At 28.8% G+C, this 18,246-nt stretch carries 14 protein-coding genes and 1 other annotated feature; of the genes, 13 read left to right on the top strand and 1 reads right to left on the bottom strand.

Annotated elements, in window-relative coordinates:
• Nucleotides 1-24: 24 nt before the first annotated feature.
• From IC218_RS08630 to IC218_RS08605, 6 genes are all read left to right on the top strand, one after another.
• A complete protein-coding gene (locus tag IC218_RS08630; RefSeq protein ID WP_227432436.1) occupies nt 25-1,320 on the top strand; it encodes an MFS transporter in 1,296 nt (431 codons plus the stop codon).
• A gap of 170 nt (nt 1,321-1,490) precedes the next feature.
• On the top strand, nt 1,491-2,966 hold the full coding sequence (spoIVA, locus tag IC218_RS08625; RefSeq protein ID WP_227432437.1) for a stage IV sporulation protein A: 1,476 nt from the start codon (nt 1,491-1,493) through the stop codon (nt 2,964-2,966).
• Between the two features lie 182 nt (nt 2,967-3,148).
• Complete coding sequence (locus tag IC218_RS08620; protein WP_227432438.1) at nt 3,149-5,080, top strand: hypothetical protein; 1,932 nt, start codon at nt 3,149-3,151, stop codon at nt 5,078-5,080.
• A 66-nt stretch (nt 5,081-5,146) separates the two neighbouring features.
• On the top strand, nt 5,147-7,123 hold the full coding sequence (locus IC218_RS08615; RefSeq protein ID WP_227432439.1) for an Ig-like domain-containing protein: 1,977 nt from the start codon (nt 5,147-5,149) through the stop codon (nt 7,121-7,123).
• 291 nt (nt 7,124-7,414) lie between these two features.
• A complete protein-coding gene (locus IC218_RS08610; RefSeq protein ID WP_227432440.1) occupies nt 7,415-7,684 on the top strand; it encodes an ACT domain-containing protein in 270 nt (89 codons plus the stop codon).
• 25 nt (nt 7,685-7,709) lie between these two features.
• Nucleotides 7,710-9,065, top strand: coding sequence for a PFL family protein (locus tag IC218_RS08605; RefSeq protein WP_227432441.1), 1,356 nt, complete (start codon nt 7,710-7,712; stop codon nt 9,063-9,065).
• Nucleotides 9,066-9,531: 466 nt separating this feature from the next.
• Here IC218_RS08605 and IC218_RS08600 read toward each other — a convergent pair whose 3' ends face one another.
• On the bottom strand, nt 9,532-10,572 hold the full coding sequence (locus tag IC218_RS08600; RefSeq protein WP_227432442.1) for a PTS sugar transporter subunit IIC: 1,041 nt from the start codon (nt 10,570-10,572) through the stop codon (nt 9,532-9,534).
• 359 nt (nt 10,573-10,931) lie between these two features.
• Here IC218_RS08600 and IC218_RS08595 point away from each other — a divergent pair, with 359 nt between their 5' ends.
• The 7 genes from IC218_RS08595 (at nt 10,932) to ileS (ending at nt 18,015) form a co-directional block, all read left to right on the top strand.
• The gene (locus IC218_RS08595; RefSeq protein WP_227482890.1) at nt 10,932-11,567 is read left to right on the top strand and encodes an HlyD family efflux transporter periplasmic adaptor subunit; all 636 of its coding nucleotides are present in this window, start codon (nt 10,932-10,934) and stop codon (nt 11,565-11,567) included.
• A 9-nt stretch (nt 11,568-11,576) separates the two neighbouring features.
• Nucleotides 11,577-12,281, top strand: coding sequence for a YggS family pyridoxal phosphate-dependent enzyme (locus IC218_RS08590; RefSeq protein ID WP_227432444.1), 705 nt, complete (start codon nt 11,577-11,579; stop codon nt 12,279-12,281).
• A 39-nt stretch (nt 12,282-12,320) separates the two neighbouring features.
• On the top strand, nt 12,321-12,779 hold the full coding sequence (locus tag IC218_RS08585; RefSeq protein ID WP_227432445.1) for a cell division protein SepF: 459 nt from the start codon (nt 12,321-12,323) through the stop codon (nt 12,777-12,779).
• Nucleotides 12,780-12,797: 18 nt separating this feature from the next.
• Entirely contained in the window at nt 12,798-13,055 is a 258-nt protein-coding gene (locus IC218_RS08580) for a YggT family protein (protein WP_054274603.1), read from the top strand.
• A gap of 9 nt (nt 13,056-13,064) precedes the next feature.
• Nucleotides 13,065-13,850 (top strand): RNA-binding protein, encoded by a 786-nt coding sequence (locus IC218_RS08575; RefSeq protein WP_227482889.1) that lies wholly within the window; start codon nt 13,065-13,067, stop codon nt 13,848-13,850.
• A gap of 34 nt (nt 13,851-13,884) precedes the next feature.
• Nucleotides 13,885-14,412, top strand: a complete 528-nt coding sequence (locus IC218_RS08570) for a DivIVA domain-containing protein (RefSeq protein ID WP_227432447.1) — start codon at nt 13,885-13,887, stop codon at nt 14,410-14,412.
• 173 nt (nt 14,413-14,585) lie between these two features.
• Nucleotides 14,586-14,818 (top strand) — a binding site (T-box leader).
• Nucleotides 14,819-14,907: 89 nt separating this feature from the next.
• Complete coding sequence (gene ileS / locus IC218_RS08565) at nt 14,908-18,015, top strand: isoleucine--tRNA ligase (RefSeq protein WP_227432448.1); 3,108 nt, start codon at nt 14,908-14,910, stop codon at nt 18,013-18,015.
• Nucleotides 18,016-18,246: the final 231 nt, after the last annotated feature.

The raw sequence follows: 18,246 nt of genomic DNA, 5'->3' as shown, positions 1-18,246 counted from the left end.
TGAGTATTTACATAAGGAGGAAATATGTCAGTTGAAGTGAATAAACCAAGCATTTGGAAAAATTTCAAAGTCTTGATAATACTCTTTGTAGCAGGAGCCTTTATATATGCTTTACCATATTTAAAGAATTATTACTATGACACTTTTGCACAAGCATTTAATCTTACAAATACACAAATGGGGAGTTTAGGAAGCATTTATGGTCTACTTGCAATGGTATCATACCTTTTTGGTGGTTTCTTAGCAGACCGTATTTCAGCCAGAAAACTACTTTCAGGTTCTTTAATTATTACAGGGGTATCTGGTCTTGTATTAACGCTTTATCCTCCATATATTGTTGTATTTTTAATCCATGCTTTATGGGGAATAACAACAATACTTACTTTTTGGCCAGCTCTTGTAAAAGCTGTCAGGATGTTAGCATCTGAAAATGAACAAGGAAAAGCTTTTGGATTTATGGAAAGTGGTCGTGGAATTACCAATGCAATTCATTTATCTATAGTCTTAATATTATTTGGATATATTTCATCAAAAGTAAGTGATAAATCTGGTCTTACAGCTATTATAGTACTGTATTCAGCTATAAATGTAATAGTTGGATTATTAGTATTTTTTAAGTTAAAAGATAATGAAAAAGAGGTATCAGCCAAATTTGATAAAGAAGCTTTCTTTACAGTAATAAAAATGCCTCATACATGGATAATAACAATAATAATGTTTTGTTCATATTCAGCTAATATGTCATTTTATTATTTTACGCCGTATTCAACTGAAGCATTTGGAGCTACTGTAGTATTTGCATCTGCAATATCAATATTAGCTCAGTACTGTAGACCAGTAGCATCAGCTGCTTCTGGATTGCTTGGAGATAAAGTTGGTTCATCAAAGATTATATCTTATGGATTTATACTTATGATTGCAGGACTTTTAGGTGTAATCTTTACACCAACGAAATCTTCTATGATTTATGTACTATTGATTGGATGTGTTGCAATATATGTATCTATGTATGCAATTCAAGGTTTACATTATTCATTACTTGAAGAAGGTAATTATTCACTATCAATATCAGGAACTGCTATAGGTATAGTTGCTACATTAGGATATCTTCCAGAAGTACTTTGTCCTCTAGCAGCAGGAAAGATATTAGATGCATTTCCAGGTGTAACTGGATATAAGTACTACTTCATTGTTCTTACTATAGTAGCCATAATTGGATTGGTGTTTACATTTATATGGATGAATATGACTAAAGAAAGACGTAAAGAGCTTATTGAAATGAATAGTAAGTCAAATGAAAATACTACTAAAGTTAGTTAATATAATACATTACTATTTAGGCTAGCATTATAATTTAATTTACATTGAAATTTGCAAATTTCTATATGTAAACTAAATTAATATTGCTGGTCTTTATTTTTCTATTTTAAGAATATTAACCTCGAAATCTAAATATAATTTAATAAGATTAGATGTATAGGAGGAATAATATGAATAATAACATATACGAAGATATATCCAAAAGGACTCAGGGGGATATATATATTGGAGTAGTGGGGCCTGTAAGAACAGGAAAATCAACTTTTATAAGAAAGTTTATGGAAAAGTTGGTTATCCCAAATATAGACAATGAGTTCAAAAAAGATAGAACAAGAGATGAGATACCTCAAAGTGGTTCAGGCAAAACTATAATGACAGTAGAGCCAAAATTTGTACCAGCAGATGGTGTAGAAATTAAAATAAAAGACACAGTATCTTTAAAAGTGAGAATGGTAGATTGTGTTGGATACATAGTTGAAGGAGCTTTAGGTCATGAGGAAGGTGGAAAGCAAAGATTAGTATCCACTCCTTGGTCACAAGAAGCTATGACATTTGAGAAAGCAGCAGAGATAGGGACTAAAAAAGTTATAAAAGACCATTCTACAATAGGAATAGTTGTCTTGACAGATGGCTCAGTTACTGGTATTGATAGAAAAAGCTATGTAGAGCCAGAAGAGAGAGTTATACAAGAATTAAAAAATCTTAAAAAACCATTTGCTGTAGTTTTAAATACGTTAAGTCCTAGAAGTGAAGAAACAAGTCTGCTTAGAAATGAATTAGAGGAAAAATATGAGGTTCCAGTCCTTCCAATGAATATAGTTGAAATGGAAGATGAGGATATAGAAGAAGTTATGGAAACTGTACTATATGATTTCCCACTTACAGAAATAAGAATAAACTTACCTAAATGGGTGGAAGGTCTTGAGAGAAATCACTGGATAAAAAGCAGTATAATAACAACATTAAAACAGAGCATTATAGATATAGGTAAAATAAGAGATATAGAAGGAATTATGCAAGGTTTCTCTGAGTTAGATTTTTTAGATGATACAGGTGTTGACCATGTAGAGTTAGGGGAAGGTGTCATAAACATTGACTTACAAACAAAGCAAGATTTATTCTATAATGTCCTTGAAGAAAAAAGTGGATTTAAAATTGAAGGGGATTATCAATTACTTAGCCTGATAACTAGACTATCTAAAGTTAAAAATGAGTATGATAAGATAGAAAGCGCTTTAATAGATGCTAAGATAAAAGGATATGGAGTAGTAGCCCCTTCTTTAGAAGAACTTAGCTTGGAAGAACCAGAAATAATGAAACAAGGAAAACAGTATGGTATTAAGTTAAAAGCTAACGCACCATCACTTCACATTATAAAAGCAGATATATCTACAGAAGTTTCTCCTATAGTTGGAAATCAAAATCAAGGTGAGGAGATGATAAAATATCTTATGGAGGTATTTGAAGAGCAACCAGCAGATTTATGGGAATCAAATATGTTTGGGAAGTCACTTCATGATTTAGTAAAAGAACAGCTTCAAAGTAAATTGTATACTATGCCAGAGGAAATAAGAGTCAAGATGCAAAAGACTCTACAAAAAATTGTAAATGAAGGAAGTTCTAATATCATAACTATTTTGTTATAAAAATATAGCTACTTGTTAAAGTAAAATATTTGTTTACTTTAACAAGTAGCTTTTTATTTATAAAAATCAATAAAAGTTTTTATATAAATTGACAATAATTGATAATTGTGGAAAAATTATAATGAGTAAAGTATATTTTTAGACAAGGCTGTTTTAAGCTAAAAAAATTCTAGAGGTGTAGTATGAGAAAGTATGAGATATTTATTTTTGTAAATATAATATTTTTATGTTTTATAAGTTTTCCACATAAAGTCTTTGGACAAGAGGATAATTGCCTTGAAGATTTTAAAATATGGTATCAAGAAAATAAAAACAATACTGGAGAGATGGTCTACACTCTTTCTTGTGATATGGTGATAGATGAAGAATATAGGTTTTTCACTCCAGATGAAGCTAAACTCACAATAGATACTAATAAATATAAAATTTTAATAAAAGACCAAGGGAATTTTATAATTCAAGAAAATGAATTGAATATAGTAGGAGAGGGTGGAGAAGATGGAGTAATACATGTAGAAAAAGGAGGGAGATTAAATATAGGTATAGATAATATAATTGCTACCAACGGAACTGCCTTATATATTGAAGAAGGAGGTTATTTAAGATTTAGTTCATACTATGAAAGTATTGGAAATATAAGGGCAAATGGAAATAATGCTATAGGAATTTATTCTGAAAATGACATTAGAGTGCCATATAAGGATATAGAGGTAAGAGGGAAAAATGCTGTAGGAGTATATTGTAAAGGTGATATTGAGTTGGAAAGCACATCAGTAAGAGCTTATGATAATGACAACAAAACTAGATTATTAAGAAGTTCAGATAAAACTGTTAAATCAATTGTATCAAAAAGTAAAAATATTTATATAATTGATAGTTATAATGAGTTTATACCAGCCATATCTGAAGATTCTGGATATAATATTGTAAAATGTTGTCATAGGGGAATTAATGTATTTAGTGAAGAAATAAAAGTAAGTAAAGATGATAAAATAGAAAATATAAAATTTCCCAAAGATATGGTATTAGAAACATCTAGTAGTAATCAAATAGATATAGATGTAGAATGGGATTTTACTGATTATTATAAAAAGCTAAAAAAAGAAGAAAATTTTAGTATAACAGGAAAGTTTAAAACAGAAACATTAAATAAAGAAAAAATTATAATAAATGATGATGTTGTTCCTATTTTGAATATATCTGTTATAGAGAAAAAACCAATAGATAATTTGGAATTGGAATTTCAAAATACAAGAAATGGATATGTAGCTGCTTTGTATTATGACATGCCATATAGTGCAAGTAAAGTTTTTGTTGAATATTCAAGTGACGGAATAAATTGGATATCTGAAGAACAGGAGGATATTAGAGACCAAGCTATACTTTTCTTTGAAGATTTTAAGCTGCGTTGTTTTAGAGTAAGAGTGGAAGGAGGATTAAAAGAAGGGTATTCAAATATAGTTTTTAAACCAGGATTTATAACGGGAGGTGGCGATAGCCAAGAGACACCAGATGATGAACGGGAAAATGATGATATTGATGGAGACCGTGGTGGTGGCGGTAGAGATGACCCAGATAGAGAAGATTCTGAGATTATTGGAGATACAAATGACAATAATGAGAATGAAGCTATTGATAAGCAAAGACCTGAAGATTCTAATAAAGATACAGAATCTAATGATGAAGAAAAAGACAATAAACTTCAGCAAGATGAAAAAAATGATAAGTCAGATGAAAAAGATATTAAGACAGAGAATGAAACAAACAAAAACATTAATAATCAAGACAAAAACTTTAAGAGTAATGATTTAATCATGAAAAATAAAATTGAAAGTAGTTTAAAGGAAATATTAACAGAAAGTCATAATGAAAATTATAAATCTCCTCAAAATACATTTAATGACGATAATGCCTTAAATCGAGAAGATACTTCTGAAGTAGGTAAGTTTAATGATAAATTAGACTCTCCTTCTCAATCACAGAATAAAACTCAAAATTTTAATAGTGGAATCATCATTGGAATTGGAATTGTAGTTTTAATCATGCTATGTTCAATAATAGCAGTAAATCCTGGTATCATAAAGTATATAAATAAATTTATAAAATTTAAATAGTAAAATAAGTAAAATTGTTTAAAATAACTCAATTTTATTTGATAAGAGAATTAGTAGGAGAAAAATATGAGCAAAACAAACAAAGCTTTTATTCTTATAAATTTGTTAATTATGATTTTTGCACTTTTCCCAAATAAGAGTTTTTCCCAAGAAAATAATTGTCTGAATGATTTTAAAAGTTGGATTTTGAAAAATGAATATAATAATAAAAAAATAGTTTACACTCTTTCTTGTGATATGGTAATAGATGGTTATTTTGAACTTAGTATTCCATATGGAACTAAGATTACAATAGATACCAATAAGTATAAAATACTCATAAAAGATAAAGGGAACTTTTTTATCAATGGGAATGAATTAAATATAATTGGAGAAGGTGAAACAGACGGTGTAATTCATGTAGAACGAGGAGGAAAGCTAAGGATAGGGATAGATAATATAACTGCTTTAAATGGAACTGCTTTGTATGCAGAAGAAGAAGCTGATTTAATTATAGATACATATTATGGTGAGGTTGGAAACATAAAAGCAAGTGGAGAAAACGCTATAGGAATTTATTCGGAAAATAATGTTAGAGTAGACTGTAAAACGATTGAAGTTGATGGAGAAAATGCTATAGGAATTTATTCTAAGGGAGAAGTCGAAATAGAGGATACTTCAGTAATTGTCAATGATGATAATAAACAGCAAAGTTTAGGGTTAAGAAGTAACAATAAAAAAGGACGGTCAATTGTATCAGAGATCAAGAATGTCTATATTATAGGAGAGCAAAATACAATAATGCCAGATATACCTCAAGATGATGATTATAATATTATAAGGTGTAATTGCAGAGGTATTGGAGTCTTTGAAGAGGAAATAATGATAACAAAAGAAGATAAAATAGAAGATTTAAAATTTCCTCAAACTGTAACTTTAAAAACTTCTAGTGGAAAGTTTAAAAGGTTAGATGTGGACTGGGATTTATCAAATTACTATACTGATTTAAATAAAAATGCAGAGTTCGTGATAAAAGGAAAATTTAAAGAAGAATATCTAAATGAAAATAATATAGTGCTAAATCATAATGTTGCGCCTATTTTATATGTTCATGTTACAAATAAAGGACCTATAAACGATTTAGAAGTATCTTTTATAAACTCAAAAAAGGGTTATTCAGCTATTTTAGATTACAGTATGCCATATAATGCCAAGAAGGTATTTGTAGAATATTCTGATGATGGTATAAATTGGGTAAGCAAAGAATTAAATTATATTAGTAACCAAACTATACTTGATTTTGAAGATTTTAAATTGAGATGTTTTAGAGTAAATGTAGAAGGTGGATTAAGGGACGGATATTCAAATATATTTTTAAAACCAGGATTTGTGATGGGTGGAGGCAATGGTCAGATGACACCAGAAGATGACCGAGACGTTATTATAGATGGAGGTGATCGTGGAGGTGGTGGTAGAGATGACCCAGATAGAGATGGCAGTAGTGAAAATGAGGGTAATAACAATAAAAATAAAGAAGAAGATAATAATGAAAATAAAGAAAATACTGACAATGGTAGTAATGAAAATAATGATTCTAATGGAGGAAAACCAAATGATTCAGAAGATAACATAGGACCAAGTGCTGGTGGTGTCGATAATAAAAATCATCAAAATAATAAAGAAAATACTGATATAAATGCTGATAAAGAAAATGATTATGAGTATAAAAATAAATTTAATAGTAAAAATTTAATGATAGAAGATGATAGCAATTATAATTTAAAACAGAAATCAGTATTTAGCAATAATAATCAATATTTCTCTTATGGAGAGGCTTTTGTAAACGGAAATAAAGAAATAAACAATGAAAAATCAGGAGTAAATAATTATGATGAAATAGCAAATGACAATGAGAATCTTAAATCTATATTTAAAAAATATAATTTAAATAGAGAGATTTTCTTTTTACTTTGTATATTAACTCCAACTATGATTGTTTCTATATTAGCTGTAAATCCAAGTGTAAGAAAAAATGTAATAGAATTCATACAAATAAAAAAATAATTTTTAAAAAGGTATTATTTAGTAAATTATAAAGCTACTAAGTAATGCCTTTCATTATTATGAAAACTATATATAACTATTAATAAAATGATATATAATATACAGTTTGGTTAAATAGTATAAAAATAATAGAATATTGAAAAAAAATTGACAAATGAATATATAGGTATTAAAATATATTAAATATATACATAAAAAGTGATTTACCAACAAATAAATGAAATATATGTTAGCAACTAGTTCAATTTGTAAAAATGTAAGATTTATAAAAAAATAAGGGAGGATATTATTATGAGAGCAATTTTAACAGTGATTGGAAAGGATAAACCAGGTATAGTAGCAGGAATTAGTGATGAGCTATACAAGCAAAATATTAATATAGTAGATATTTCACAAAAAATACTTCAAGAATATTTTACAATGATTATGGTAGTTGATTTAGAAAAAGCATTAAATTCTTTTGAGCAAACGGTTGAAGATTTAATTGAAAGAGGAAAGAAATTATCAGTAGATGTAAAAATTCAAAGAGAAGAAATCTTTAATTCAATGCATAATCTGTAGTAAATAGTAAGGGGAGGTGATAACAGTGAATGTAGGAAATATACTTGAAACAATCAAGATGATAGATGAAGAACAGTTAGATATAAGAACTATAACTATGGGGATTTCATTACTAGATTGTATAGACCCTGATGGAGATAAAGCGAGAGAAAAAATATATAATAAAATTATGAATTCTGCTAAAGACTTAGTAAAAGTTGGTAAGGATATAGAACGTGAATTTGGTATTCCAATTGTAAATAAAAGAGTATCAGTAACTCCAATATCCATTATTGCAGGTGCAACAGATGAAGAAGATTATGTGAAATTCGCACAGACATTAGATAAAGCAGCAGAGGATTTAGGAATAGACTTTATTGGTGGATTCTCAGCATTGGTTCAAAAGGGATATACAAAAGGTGATAAGATATTAATTAAATCAATTCCAAGAGCTTTGGCAAGTACTAATAAGGTATGTGCTTCAGTAAATGTAGGTTCTACACGATGTGGTATAAATATGGATGCAGTAAAAGAAATGGGAGAAATTATAAAAGAAACTGCAGAAATGACAAAAGATGCAAAAGGATTTGGTTGTGCAAAACTAGTAGTATTTTGTAATGCAGTAGAAGATAACCCATTTATGGCAGGAGCATTCCATGGTGTTGGTGAAGCAGATAGAATTATCAATGTTGGTGTAAGTGGTCCTGGTGTTGTTAAGAGAGCTTTAGAAAAGGTAAAAGGAGAGCCATTTGATGTTGTTGCAGAAACTGTTAAAAAGACAGCGTTTAAAATTACAAGAGTTGGACAACTTGTAGCGAAAGAAGCTTCTAGTAGACTAGATGTTCCATTTGGAATAATAGACCTATCATTAGCCCCTACACCTGCAATTGGAGATTCAGTAGCAAATATATTAGAAGAGATGGGACTTGAAGTTGTTGGTACTCATGGTACTACAGCAGCACTAGCTCTTTTAAATGATGCAGTTAAAAAGGGTGGAGTTATGGCATGTTCACATGTTGGAGGACTCAGTGGAGCGTTTATACCAGTATCTGAAGATGCAGGTATGATTGATGCTGTTATTAAGGGTGCTTTAAGTATAGATAAACTTGAAGCTATGACTGCAATTTGTTCTGTAGGTCTTGATATGATAGCTGTGCCAGGAGATACTACAGCAGGTACACTTGGAGCTATGATAGCTGATGAAGCAGCAATAGGTATGATTAATAATAAGACTACAGCAGTTAGAATTATACCAGCACCAGGATGTGATGTAGGTGATATGGTCGAGTTTGGAGGTCTTTTAGGACGAGCACCAGTAATGCCTATAAATAAAAATTCATCTGAACTGTTTACTCAAAGAGGAGGAAGAATTCCAGCTCCTATACATTCATTTAAAAACTAAGTACATTACATATAATAATATTCAAATAAAGATTTATATGACAGAATTAAAGTTGTCTATGTGAGTCTATATATTGAAAGATTATAATTAAAATAATAAATTTTAAAATTTTTGTTGAGATTGTGATAACAACAAAGCGATACATAGACTTTTTAAAAGGTCATGTATCGCTTTTATTTTTTAATATTATTTAATTTTATTAAATAGAACTTTTTATGTACCTTAAAAGTTATGATATCTAATAGTAATAAATTATACTAACATTTATTTTTAATACATCAACTAAATAAAAAACTAAATAAAAAGTAAATTAAAAAAATAAAAAACTATCTAAATATTTAACACACATAATAATCATAAATAAATATAAAAATAAAACGCTTGCAATTAATAAAATTGCCTACAATATAAAACTTTATCATTTAAAATATTAACTTAAAATATTAATTTATAAATCTTATTATTTTTAAGCAATTTCTTTTTCTACATCAGTACCACGTATTTCACCAGCAGTAAGAACTTTAAAAGTACTGAATATTTTCGAGCCTAAAAATCCTGCAGCTACATTAAATAAGGCACATAAGCCAGCTGTTATGAGTACTTGATTAACTGGATTATAGGCAAACATTATAGCAAATCCAGCTACAGGTGTAGCTGTACCTGGAGTCATATTTACAAGACCCATCAAAGCTACAATGATACCAGAAAAAGCACCTCCAAAGAAATTAGTACAATATATAGGTATTGGATTTGCCGAAATTATGTCTGATTGAGTCAATGGTTCAATAGCAACAGATATAATATCTTTTTTAGATCCTAACTTCAATCTTGCAAATAATGTTGAGTTCATAAAAGCTGAACCAAAAGCACCTAATGCTCCTATTGCCATAGGAAGACCAGTAAGACCAATTATAGACGTAAGCGCCATTGAACTAAGTGGAGATGTACCAACTACTGTTATTAAGCCTCCTAATATAATTCCCATTACTATAGGACTAATATTAGTAGCCTCTATTAAAACTTGTCCGATTTGTAGTAGTGTACTATTAACTAATGGGTCTACATTTGATGCTATAAGACGAGATAGTGGTGCACATAGAAGGATTACAACTACTAAATCCACTCCAGGTGGTACCTTTTTCTCTATAAACTTAATTAAGAAAGAAACAAAGTATCCAGCAACGAATCCAGATAATATAGAAAAATCTAAACATGATAATCCTATTAAAACAGCATAAACTGGAGATACACCAAGAGCTAATGGCACAAGTATAGCAGCAGCAACTCCACCAAGGCTACCATTAGCGGCTCCAACACTTCTAAAAAATTCCATACCTAAAACGTCGCCAAGTAAAGAAAGATTGAATGCCTCGACTAAGAAAGTAGCACAAGCAGCACTTGCAAGAGCTCCCATAGCTTTCATACCATATGGAGCTTTGTAACTAAAAATTGTGAAACAACATAGAACCAATAAAAGTAAACCTGTTCCTAATAAAATTTCTGACATAAGAAAATCCTCCTTGTATTTTTTTTAGGACATAAACTTTTGCTTATGATAACGTTATCCTAATGTGTAAATAATTAACTAATTAATGACAACAGAACAAAAGTAATTTTAAATTTTAATTGGTTTTATATTGTATCTAAAAATAAAAATAACTATAAAGGTATATAAAGCAAGTTTAAAATCTAAGTTAAACTTATACTTTACAATATAATTATATATAAATAATACAATCTTGTATAGGAAGATTGATAAAAAATAAATTTAATATGAAAAAAAACAATTATTATCATATAAAAAAGGAATAAACCTTTTTTAGAAGAAGTATTTATAATGAAAGAAATTATATAGGGGGAGAGTCTTTGAAAAAGGTTAAATATACCAGATTAGTGATACTTGGTATTCTTATATATTTAGTATTTAATATTTTAGTAATGATTATTAGTAAGAATGTAGATACATTAGTATTAAAATCTGAAGTAGTCGATGCAAAAATTAGTACAGAAGGTACTCTAGAAAAAGACTTTAATGACCAGAGTAGTTATTTATCAATATATGTTGATAAAGAAGATTATAAAAGATTTGAAAAAAATCAAGATGTCGTAATTGAATATGACAAACAAAAAATAGATGCAAAAGTTTACAAAATATATAAAAATAATAATAAAATAATGGTAAAATTAAAAATAAGTAACCAAATTATTGGAAATCAGGATACAAGTGTCGAAGAATTTGATATAATATATAATCAGATGGAATGTTTAAAAATACCTAAAACTTCTATAAAAACAAAAGACAATAAACGTGGTGTATATGTAATTGATGAACAATCACAAAGTGTAAAATTTGTCATACTAGAAGGGATAACTTATGAAAATGAATCTTCTGTATTTGTGGATTATTATAAAAATGACATAAATGGAGTTAAAAGTGTTAATCTATATGACAAAATAATTTTAAGACCTAACAAAATAAACACAAATATAAGGATAAAGTAGGTGATAATAATGGGTTCTGTTAAAGAGAATTTATCTGAAATAAGAAGTAAAATTGATGAAGCTGCAAAAAAAGTAAATAGAGATAGTAAAGAAATCACTCTTTTAGCAGTTACTAAAACTGTTGATGTAGATTTAGTTAATGAAGCAATGGAAGAAGGAATTACTTCTGTTGGTGAAAATAAACCTCAAGAATTAGCTAGAAAGTATGATATTATAGGTGACAAACTAAATTGGCACTTAATAGGAACTTTGCAAACAAATAAAGTTAAGTACATAATAGATAAAGTTTGTATGATACATTCTTTAGATAGAGTTGCATTATGCGAGGAAATTCAAAAACGGGCTGAGCAAATAAATAGAGAAATAGATTGCTTAGTACAAGTGAATATATCTAAAGAAGAATCTAAACATGGACTTGACAAAGGAGAAGTTATAGATTTTGTCAAAGAAGTGTCAGAAAAATATAAAAATATAAAAATAAAAGGTCTAATGACAATGGCACCTTTTGTAGCAGATGAAGATGAAATAAGAGGTGTATTCAAAGGTCTTAAAGATTTATCAACACAAATAAAAGAATTAAACATATCTAATGTAGGTATGGATGTTTTATCAATGGGAATGAGTCACGATTATGAAATTGCTATAGAGGAAGGGGCTACCATTGTTAGAGTTGGAACATCAATCTTTGGAGAAAGAAATTACAATAAAAAATAATTACTCAAATCTGAATAAATTCTAAGGAGGAAGTTAATAATGTCAAATGGAATAATATCTAAATTTAAGAACTGGATAGTTGATGAAGATGAAGATTATGTTGAAGATGAATATGAAGGTGGTATGGAAGATATAGTTCAAGAGGAAGAAATAAATGGAGGATTTAGTGCTGCAAAAGCAAATAAAATTGTAAATTTACATACAACTTCTCAAATGAAAGTTGTAATAGTTGAACCTAAAGTTTATGATGAAGCTGCAACTATAGCAGACCATCTAAAACAAAGAAGGGCAGTTATAGTGAATTTGGAAGGATTGACTAATTCTGAAGTTCGTAAATCTATATTTAATTTTATGAATGGAGCGGTTTATGTTTTAGATGGAAGTATACAAAAGGTTTCTAAGTCAATATTTATACTAGCTCCTAATAATGTAGATATAGATGCAAATATGAAAAAAGAATTAGAAAGCAAAGCATTCTTCCCTTGGCAAAATAAATAGTAAAAAGGCGGTTAATGTATGGGAACAATAAGAATTGCACTATATTATCTTTTAGACATAATAGCATGGATGATAGTTATAAAAAGCTTGATGACTTGGTTTCCAAATGGAAGACAAAGCAAAATTTTTGAGATTTTAGAAAATCTTACAGAGCCAATAGAAGGTCCAATCAGGTCTATAATGTACAAATACACAAATGGGCCGATAGATTTTTCTCCTTTAATTGCAATAGTATTATTGATGTTCCTAAGACAATTAGTATTGGTTATATTCTAAGGTGATAACATGGACAAATTGAAATTGACAAATCACATAAAGGATGTAGACTTGAAAAATAAAATGTTTAAAGTAATAGACAAGGCTAATAGTTGTATAAAAAACTATGATGTTAAGTCTACTGAGTTTCTTAATCCATATGAAGTGAGAAATGCTGTAGATATATTAAATTCTACTAATGAAATAAAATACAGTGTGGATGGAGGTTATGAACAAGCTGAAAGAAGCACTGTATTTATTTATCCATTTTACATGGAATATGAGGATATAGAAGATACTCTTAGATTTTTACAAATAGAAGGAAATTTTAAATTTAAAAGTATATCTCATAAAGATTATTTAGGAGCAATTTTGAATCTAGGTATAAAAAGAGACAAAATTGGAGATATAATTATACATGATAGTTTTTGTCAAGTAGTTGTAAGTAGTGATATTTGTGATTTTATAATCATAAATTTAGAGAAAGTTTCAAGAAATAGTGTAATTGTAAAGGAAATTTCCAGAGAAAATATTGTTAATAGTTCTTCAAAATATAAAGAAGTATCATTTACAGTATCTTCAGATAGGTTAGATTGTATCATAAGTAGTCTTTACAATATATCTAGGCAAGATAGTGCAAAATACATAAATGGAGAAAAAGTCCATGTCAATTATGAAAAGATAACTTCAACTTCTAAAATAATTAAAAATGATGATTTAATTTCTATTAGAGGTAAAGGAAGAGCTAAAGTAACACAAATAGGAGATATTACTAAAAAAGGAAGAATAAAAGTTCAAGCAAAATTAATTGTATAAGGACTAATTAAAATTATAGCTGGGAGGAAATGTAATGCTAACTCCAATTGAGATAGAAAATAAAGAGTTTAAAAAAGGTTTAAGAGGTTATAGAGATGAAGAAGTGGATGAGTTTTTAGATATTATCAAAGAAGATTATGAATCTCTATGTAGAGAGAATACAGCTCTTAAAGAAAAATTAGGATTATATCAAGATCAAGTAAATAAATATGAAAATATTGAAGAAACACTAAAAGCTACTTTAATAACTGCTCAAAGTGCAGCAGAAGACACTTGTAGTGCAGCAAATAAAAAGGCTAAGATAATCGTTGAAGAAGCAGATTTAAAGGCTAGACAAATTATAGAACAAGCTAATAATCGTGTTATAGAGATAAGAAAAGAGTACGATGCTTTAGTTAAAGAATTTAAGATATTTAGAAATAAATTCAAATCATTGTTAGAAGATGAAATAAGAAGTGTCGATGAGATTTTTTATGATGTAGATGAAAAATGTGTAAATGCATTTGAAGGTACATCAGTGTATAATTATAGTAATGATGAAGCTGCTACAACTTTAGAATAAACAATAATTTTACTGGATTTTAGGTAGAATTATTGTTTAAGTTTGAGAATACTATAACAAAAACAAAAAATAGGATAAATATGTAAGAAAAATATAAATTATTATATTTTTCAAAAATATATTGACTATTCAAATTATTTGTTATAGAATTTCATATAAACACAGATAAATTTTTAAAAGCGTTGATAGAGACAATTATCTTTAGATAATTTTACAGAGAATTGGGTATGCTGAGAACCAAGGAATTTATAAAGATGAGAATCACTCTTGAGCTGCAGGCTGAACGATTAAACTTTATTAAGCTGTGCCGGTTAGTGCCGTTATACTATTAGAGTGTTATATGTGACTATTGTTAAGTTCACATATAGAATTAGGGTGGTAACGCGATTGATAACTCGTCCCTTTGTTTAAAGGGGACGAGTTTTTTATTATTCAAATTTACGTAAAAGAATAAAAACTTTGGAATTATAATAACTGTAGGAAAGGGTGATTTACATGGCAAAATTTAAGCCATTGGTGGACAGTTCTGTGAAACAAGCAGAAGCACAAGTTTTTGACTATTGGAAAGACATAGATATACTTGAAAAAACTCTAGAAAAAGGTAAAGACGACCCAAGTTTTGTATTTTATGAAGGACCTCCAACAGCTAATGGAAATCCTGGAGTACATCACGTTTTATCTAGAACACTTAAAGATTCTGTTTGTAGATATAAAACAATGTCTGGTTATCAAGTAAAGAGAAAAGCTGGTTGGGATACACACGGATTGCCAGTTGAAATACAAGTAGAAAAAGAATTAGGTCTTACTAGCAAGCAACAAATAGAAGAATATGGAATAGCTGAATTTAACCAAAAATGTAGAGAGTCAGTTTTCTCATTTGAAAAACAATGGAGAATAATGACTGAGAGAATGGCTTATGAAGTTGACTTAGATAATCCATATATAACTTTAGATAATAACTATATAGAATCTGTATGGTGGATATTGAATAAGTTCAATAAAGAAGGATATATATATGAAGGGCATAAAATACTTCCTTATTGCCCAAGATGTGGAACTGGTCTTGCTAGTCATGAGGTTGCACAAGGATATAAAGAAGTAAAGACAAATACAGTTGTAGCTAAATTTAAGAAAAAAGATGCTGATGAATATTTCTTAGCATGGACAACTACTCCATGGACTTTACCATCAAATGTTTCATTAACAGTGAATGCTGATGTTGATTACTTAAAAGTTAAAAAAGGTGATGAGGTATATTATGTATCTAAACCTTTAGCTAATAAAGTACTAGGTGAAGACTATGAAGTTTTAGAAGAAATGAAAGGTAAAGATTTAGAAGGCTTAGAATATGAACAATTAATGCCTTTTGTAGAAGTTGATAAAAAAGCATTTTTCATTACAGTAGGAGATTATGTAACTACTGAAGATGGTACTGGAATAGTTCATACAGCACCAGCATTTGGTGAAGATGACTACAATACAGGTAAAAGATACGATTTACCAGTTGTACAGCCAGTAGATGAAACTGGTAAATTTACAACTACTCCTTGGGAAGGTAGATTTGTAATGGAAGATGGGCTAGATGTTGAAATAATAAAATGGCTAGCTTCTGAAAATAAACTATATAGTAAAGAAAAAGTAGTTCATAATTATCCACATTGTTGGAGATGCCAAACTCCACTTGTGTACTATGCAAAACCAAGCTGGTATATAGAAATGACTAAGCTTAAGGATAAATTAATAGAAAATAATAATGGTGTAAAATGGTTCCCAGGCTTTGTAGGTGAAAAGAGATTTGGAAACTGGTTAGAAAATCTAAATGACTGGGCAATATCAAGAACTAGATATTGGGGAACTCCACTTCCTATATGGAGATGTGAATGCGGTCATACAGATTCAGTTGGTTCAAGAGCAGAATTAGCTGAAAAAGCTATAGAAGATGTAAACCCAGAAACTGTAGAACTTCATAGACCATATGTAGATGATATACACTTGAAGTGTGAAAAATGTGGAAAACCAATGACAAGAGTAACAGAAGTTATAGACTGCTGGTTTGATAGTGGAGCTATGCCATTTGCACAACACCACTATCCATTTGAAAACAAAGAAAACTTTGATGAGCTATTCCCAGCTGATTATATATCAGAAGGTATAGACCAAACTAGAGGTTGGTTCTACTCATTACTTGCAGTATCAACATTTGTATTAGGAAAAGCACCGTATAAGAGTGTCTTAGTTCCAGACCTTGTACTTGATAAAGATGGAAAGAAAATGAGTAAATCAAGAGGAAATACAGTAAATCCTATGCAGTTGTTTGATCAATATGGAGCAGATGCGCTAAGATGGTATTTACTATATGTTTCTCCACCATGGACTCCAACTAAATTTGATATGGATGGATTAAAAGAAATCCAAAGTAAATTTATAGGTACTATGAAAAATGTATATAACTTCTTTACTTTATATGCAAATACAGATGATATAAATCCAACTGAATTCTTTGTAGAATACAAAGATAGACCAGAACTTGACAGATGGATACTATCTAAATTCAATAATTTAATGAAAGATGTAGAAGAAAATTTAGAGATATTTGAATTAAATAAAACTTTAAGAATGATACAAGATTTCATAAATGATGATTTATCTAACTGGTATATAAGACGTTCAAGAAGAAGATTCTGGGCAACTGAATTAACAGAAGATAAAAAAGCTGTATACAATACAACTTATGAATTATTACATGGACTTTGCAGAGCTATAGCACCATTTGCTCCATATATGTCAGAAGAAATGTATAGAAACCTAACTGGAGAAGTATCTGTTCATTTAGCTGAATATCCTAAGTTTAATGAGAGTTTAGTTGATACTAAATTAGAAGAAAAAATGGATTTAGCTAAGAATCTAGTTACTTTAGGTAGAGCTTCAAGAGAAGTTGAGAGAATAAAAGTTCGTCAACCATTACAAAAAGTATTAGTAGATGGTAAATTTGAAGACACAATAAGTGATGTAGTTGATTTAATAAAAGAAGAGCTTAATGTTAAAGAGGTAGTATTTGCTAAAGATTTAGATGAATATATGAACTTTAGCCTAAAACCAAACTTTAAAGAAGCTGGACCAATATTAGGCGCTAAGATGAACTTATTTGTAGGAGCATTAAACAAGTTAAATGCACATGAAACTGCTAATAAACTTGAAAATGGTGAAACTTTAACAGTTGATTTAAATGGAGAAGCATTTGAATTTAATAAAGACTTAGTATTAATAGGTATAACTGCTAAAGAAGGATTTAATGTATCTGTTGAAAATAATCTTTTTGTTATACTAGATACTAAATTAACTGATGAGTTAGTTGATGAAGGATATGCTAGAGAATTTATATCTAAAGTACAACAATTGAGAAAATCTAATAACTTTGAAGTACTAGACAACATAGTAATAGATTACTGTGGTGATGATGAGATTGCTAAAGCTGTTGAGCATTTTGATGAATACATCAAGTCTGAGACTTTAGCTTTAGAAATAAATAGAGTGGATGATAAATCTTTAGAAGAACAAAACTTAAATGACCATATGACAGGTATAAAAGTTACAAGAAAATAAAAAATAACAAGCTGTTAATTAAGAGTCCTATAGAAAATGATTTGTAAATTTCTATAGGGCTTTTTTTAAAAAGATAGCTTATTTCTTTATTTAATTAATTGTTTTTGTACTTCAATAATTAAATGTTTTAATATTCCAAAATTTACAACAAATAAATTTATATAAATCATATAAATTATTTATAGCATATGATAAAATGTTAGTGAATAAACGTTTAAGTGAGGATGAATA

Source organism: Clostridioides sp. ES-S-0005-03, from assembly GCF_020658455.1.
Classification (GTDB): domain Bacteria; phylum Bacillota; class Clostridia; order Peptostreptococcales; family Peptostreptococcaceae; genus Clostridioides.
The sequence above is the reverse complement of the archived record's forward strand: the minus strand, read 5'-3'. Positions and strand labels throughout refer to the sequence as shown.

Coding starts and splice junctions, on each gene's coding strand:
- IC218_RS08580 (WP_054274603.1), top strand. CDS start 12,798: ATGGGAACAATAAGAATTGCACTATATTATCTTTTAGACATAATAGCA.
- IC218_RS08630 (WP_227432436.1), top strand. CDS start 25: ATGTCAGTTGAAGTGAATAAACCAAGCATTTGGAAAAATTTCAAAGTC.
- IC218_RS08620 (WP_227432438.1), top strand. CDS start 3,149: ATGAGAAAGTATGAGATATTTATTTTTGTAAATATAATATTTTTATGT.
- spoIVA (WP_227432437.1), top strand. CDS start 1,491: ATGAATAATAACATATACGAAGATATATCCAAAAGGACTCAGGGGGAT.
- IC218_RS08570 (WP_227432447.1), top strand. CDS start 13,885: ATGCTAACTCCAATTGAGATAGAAAATAAAGAGTTTAAAAAAGGTTTA.
- ileS (WP_227432448.1), top strand. CDS start 14,908: ATGGCAAAATTTAAGCCATTGGTGGACAGTTCTGTGAAACAAGCAGAA.
- IC218_RS08610 (WP_227432440.1), top strand. CDS start 7,415: ATGAGAGCAATTTTAACAGTGATTGGAAAGGATAAACCAGGTATAGTA.
- IC218_RS08600 (WP_227432442.1), bottom strand. CDS start 10,572: ATGTCAGAAATTTTATTAGGAACAGGTTTACTTTTATTGGTTCTATGT.
- IC218_RS08590 (WP_227432444.1), top strand. CDS start 11,577: ATGGGTTCTGTTAAAGAGAATTTATCTGAAATAAGAAGTAAAATTGAT.
- IC218_RS08615 (WP_227432439.1), top strand. CDS start 5,147: ATGAGCAAAACAAACAAAGCTTTTATTCTTATAAATTTGTTAATTATG.
- IC218_RS08575 (WP_227482889.1), top strand. CDS start 13,065: ATGGACAAATTGAAATTGACAAATCACATAAAGGATGTAGACTTGAAA.
- IC218_RS08585 (WP_227432445.1), top strand. CDS start 12,321: ATGTCAAATGGAATAATATCTAAATTTAAGAACTGGATAGTTGATGAA.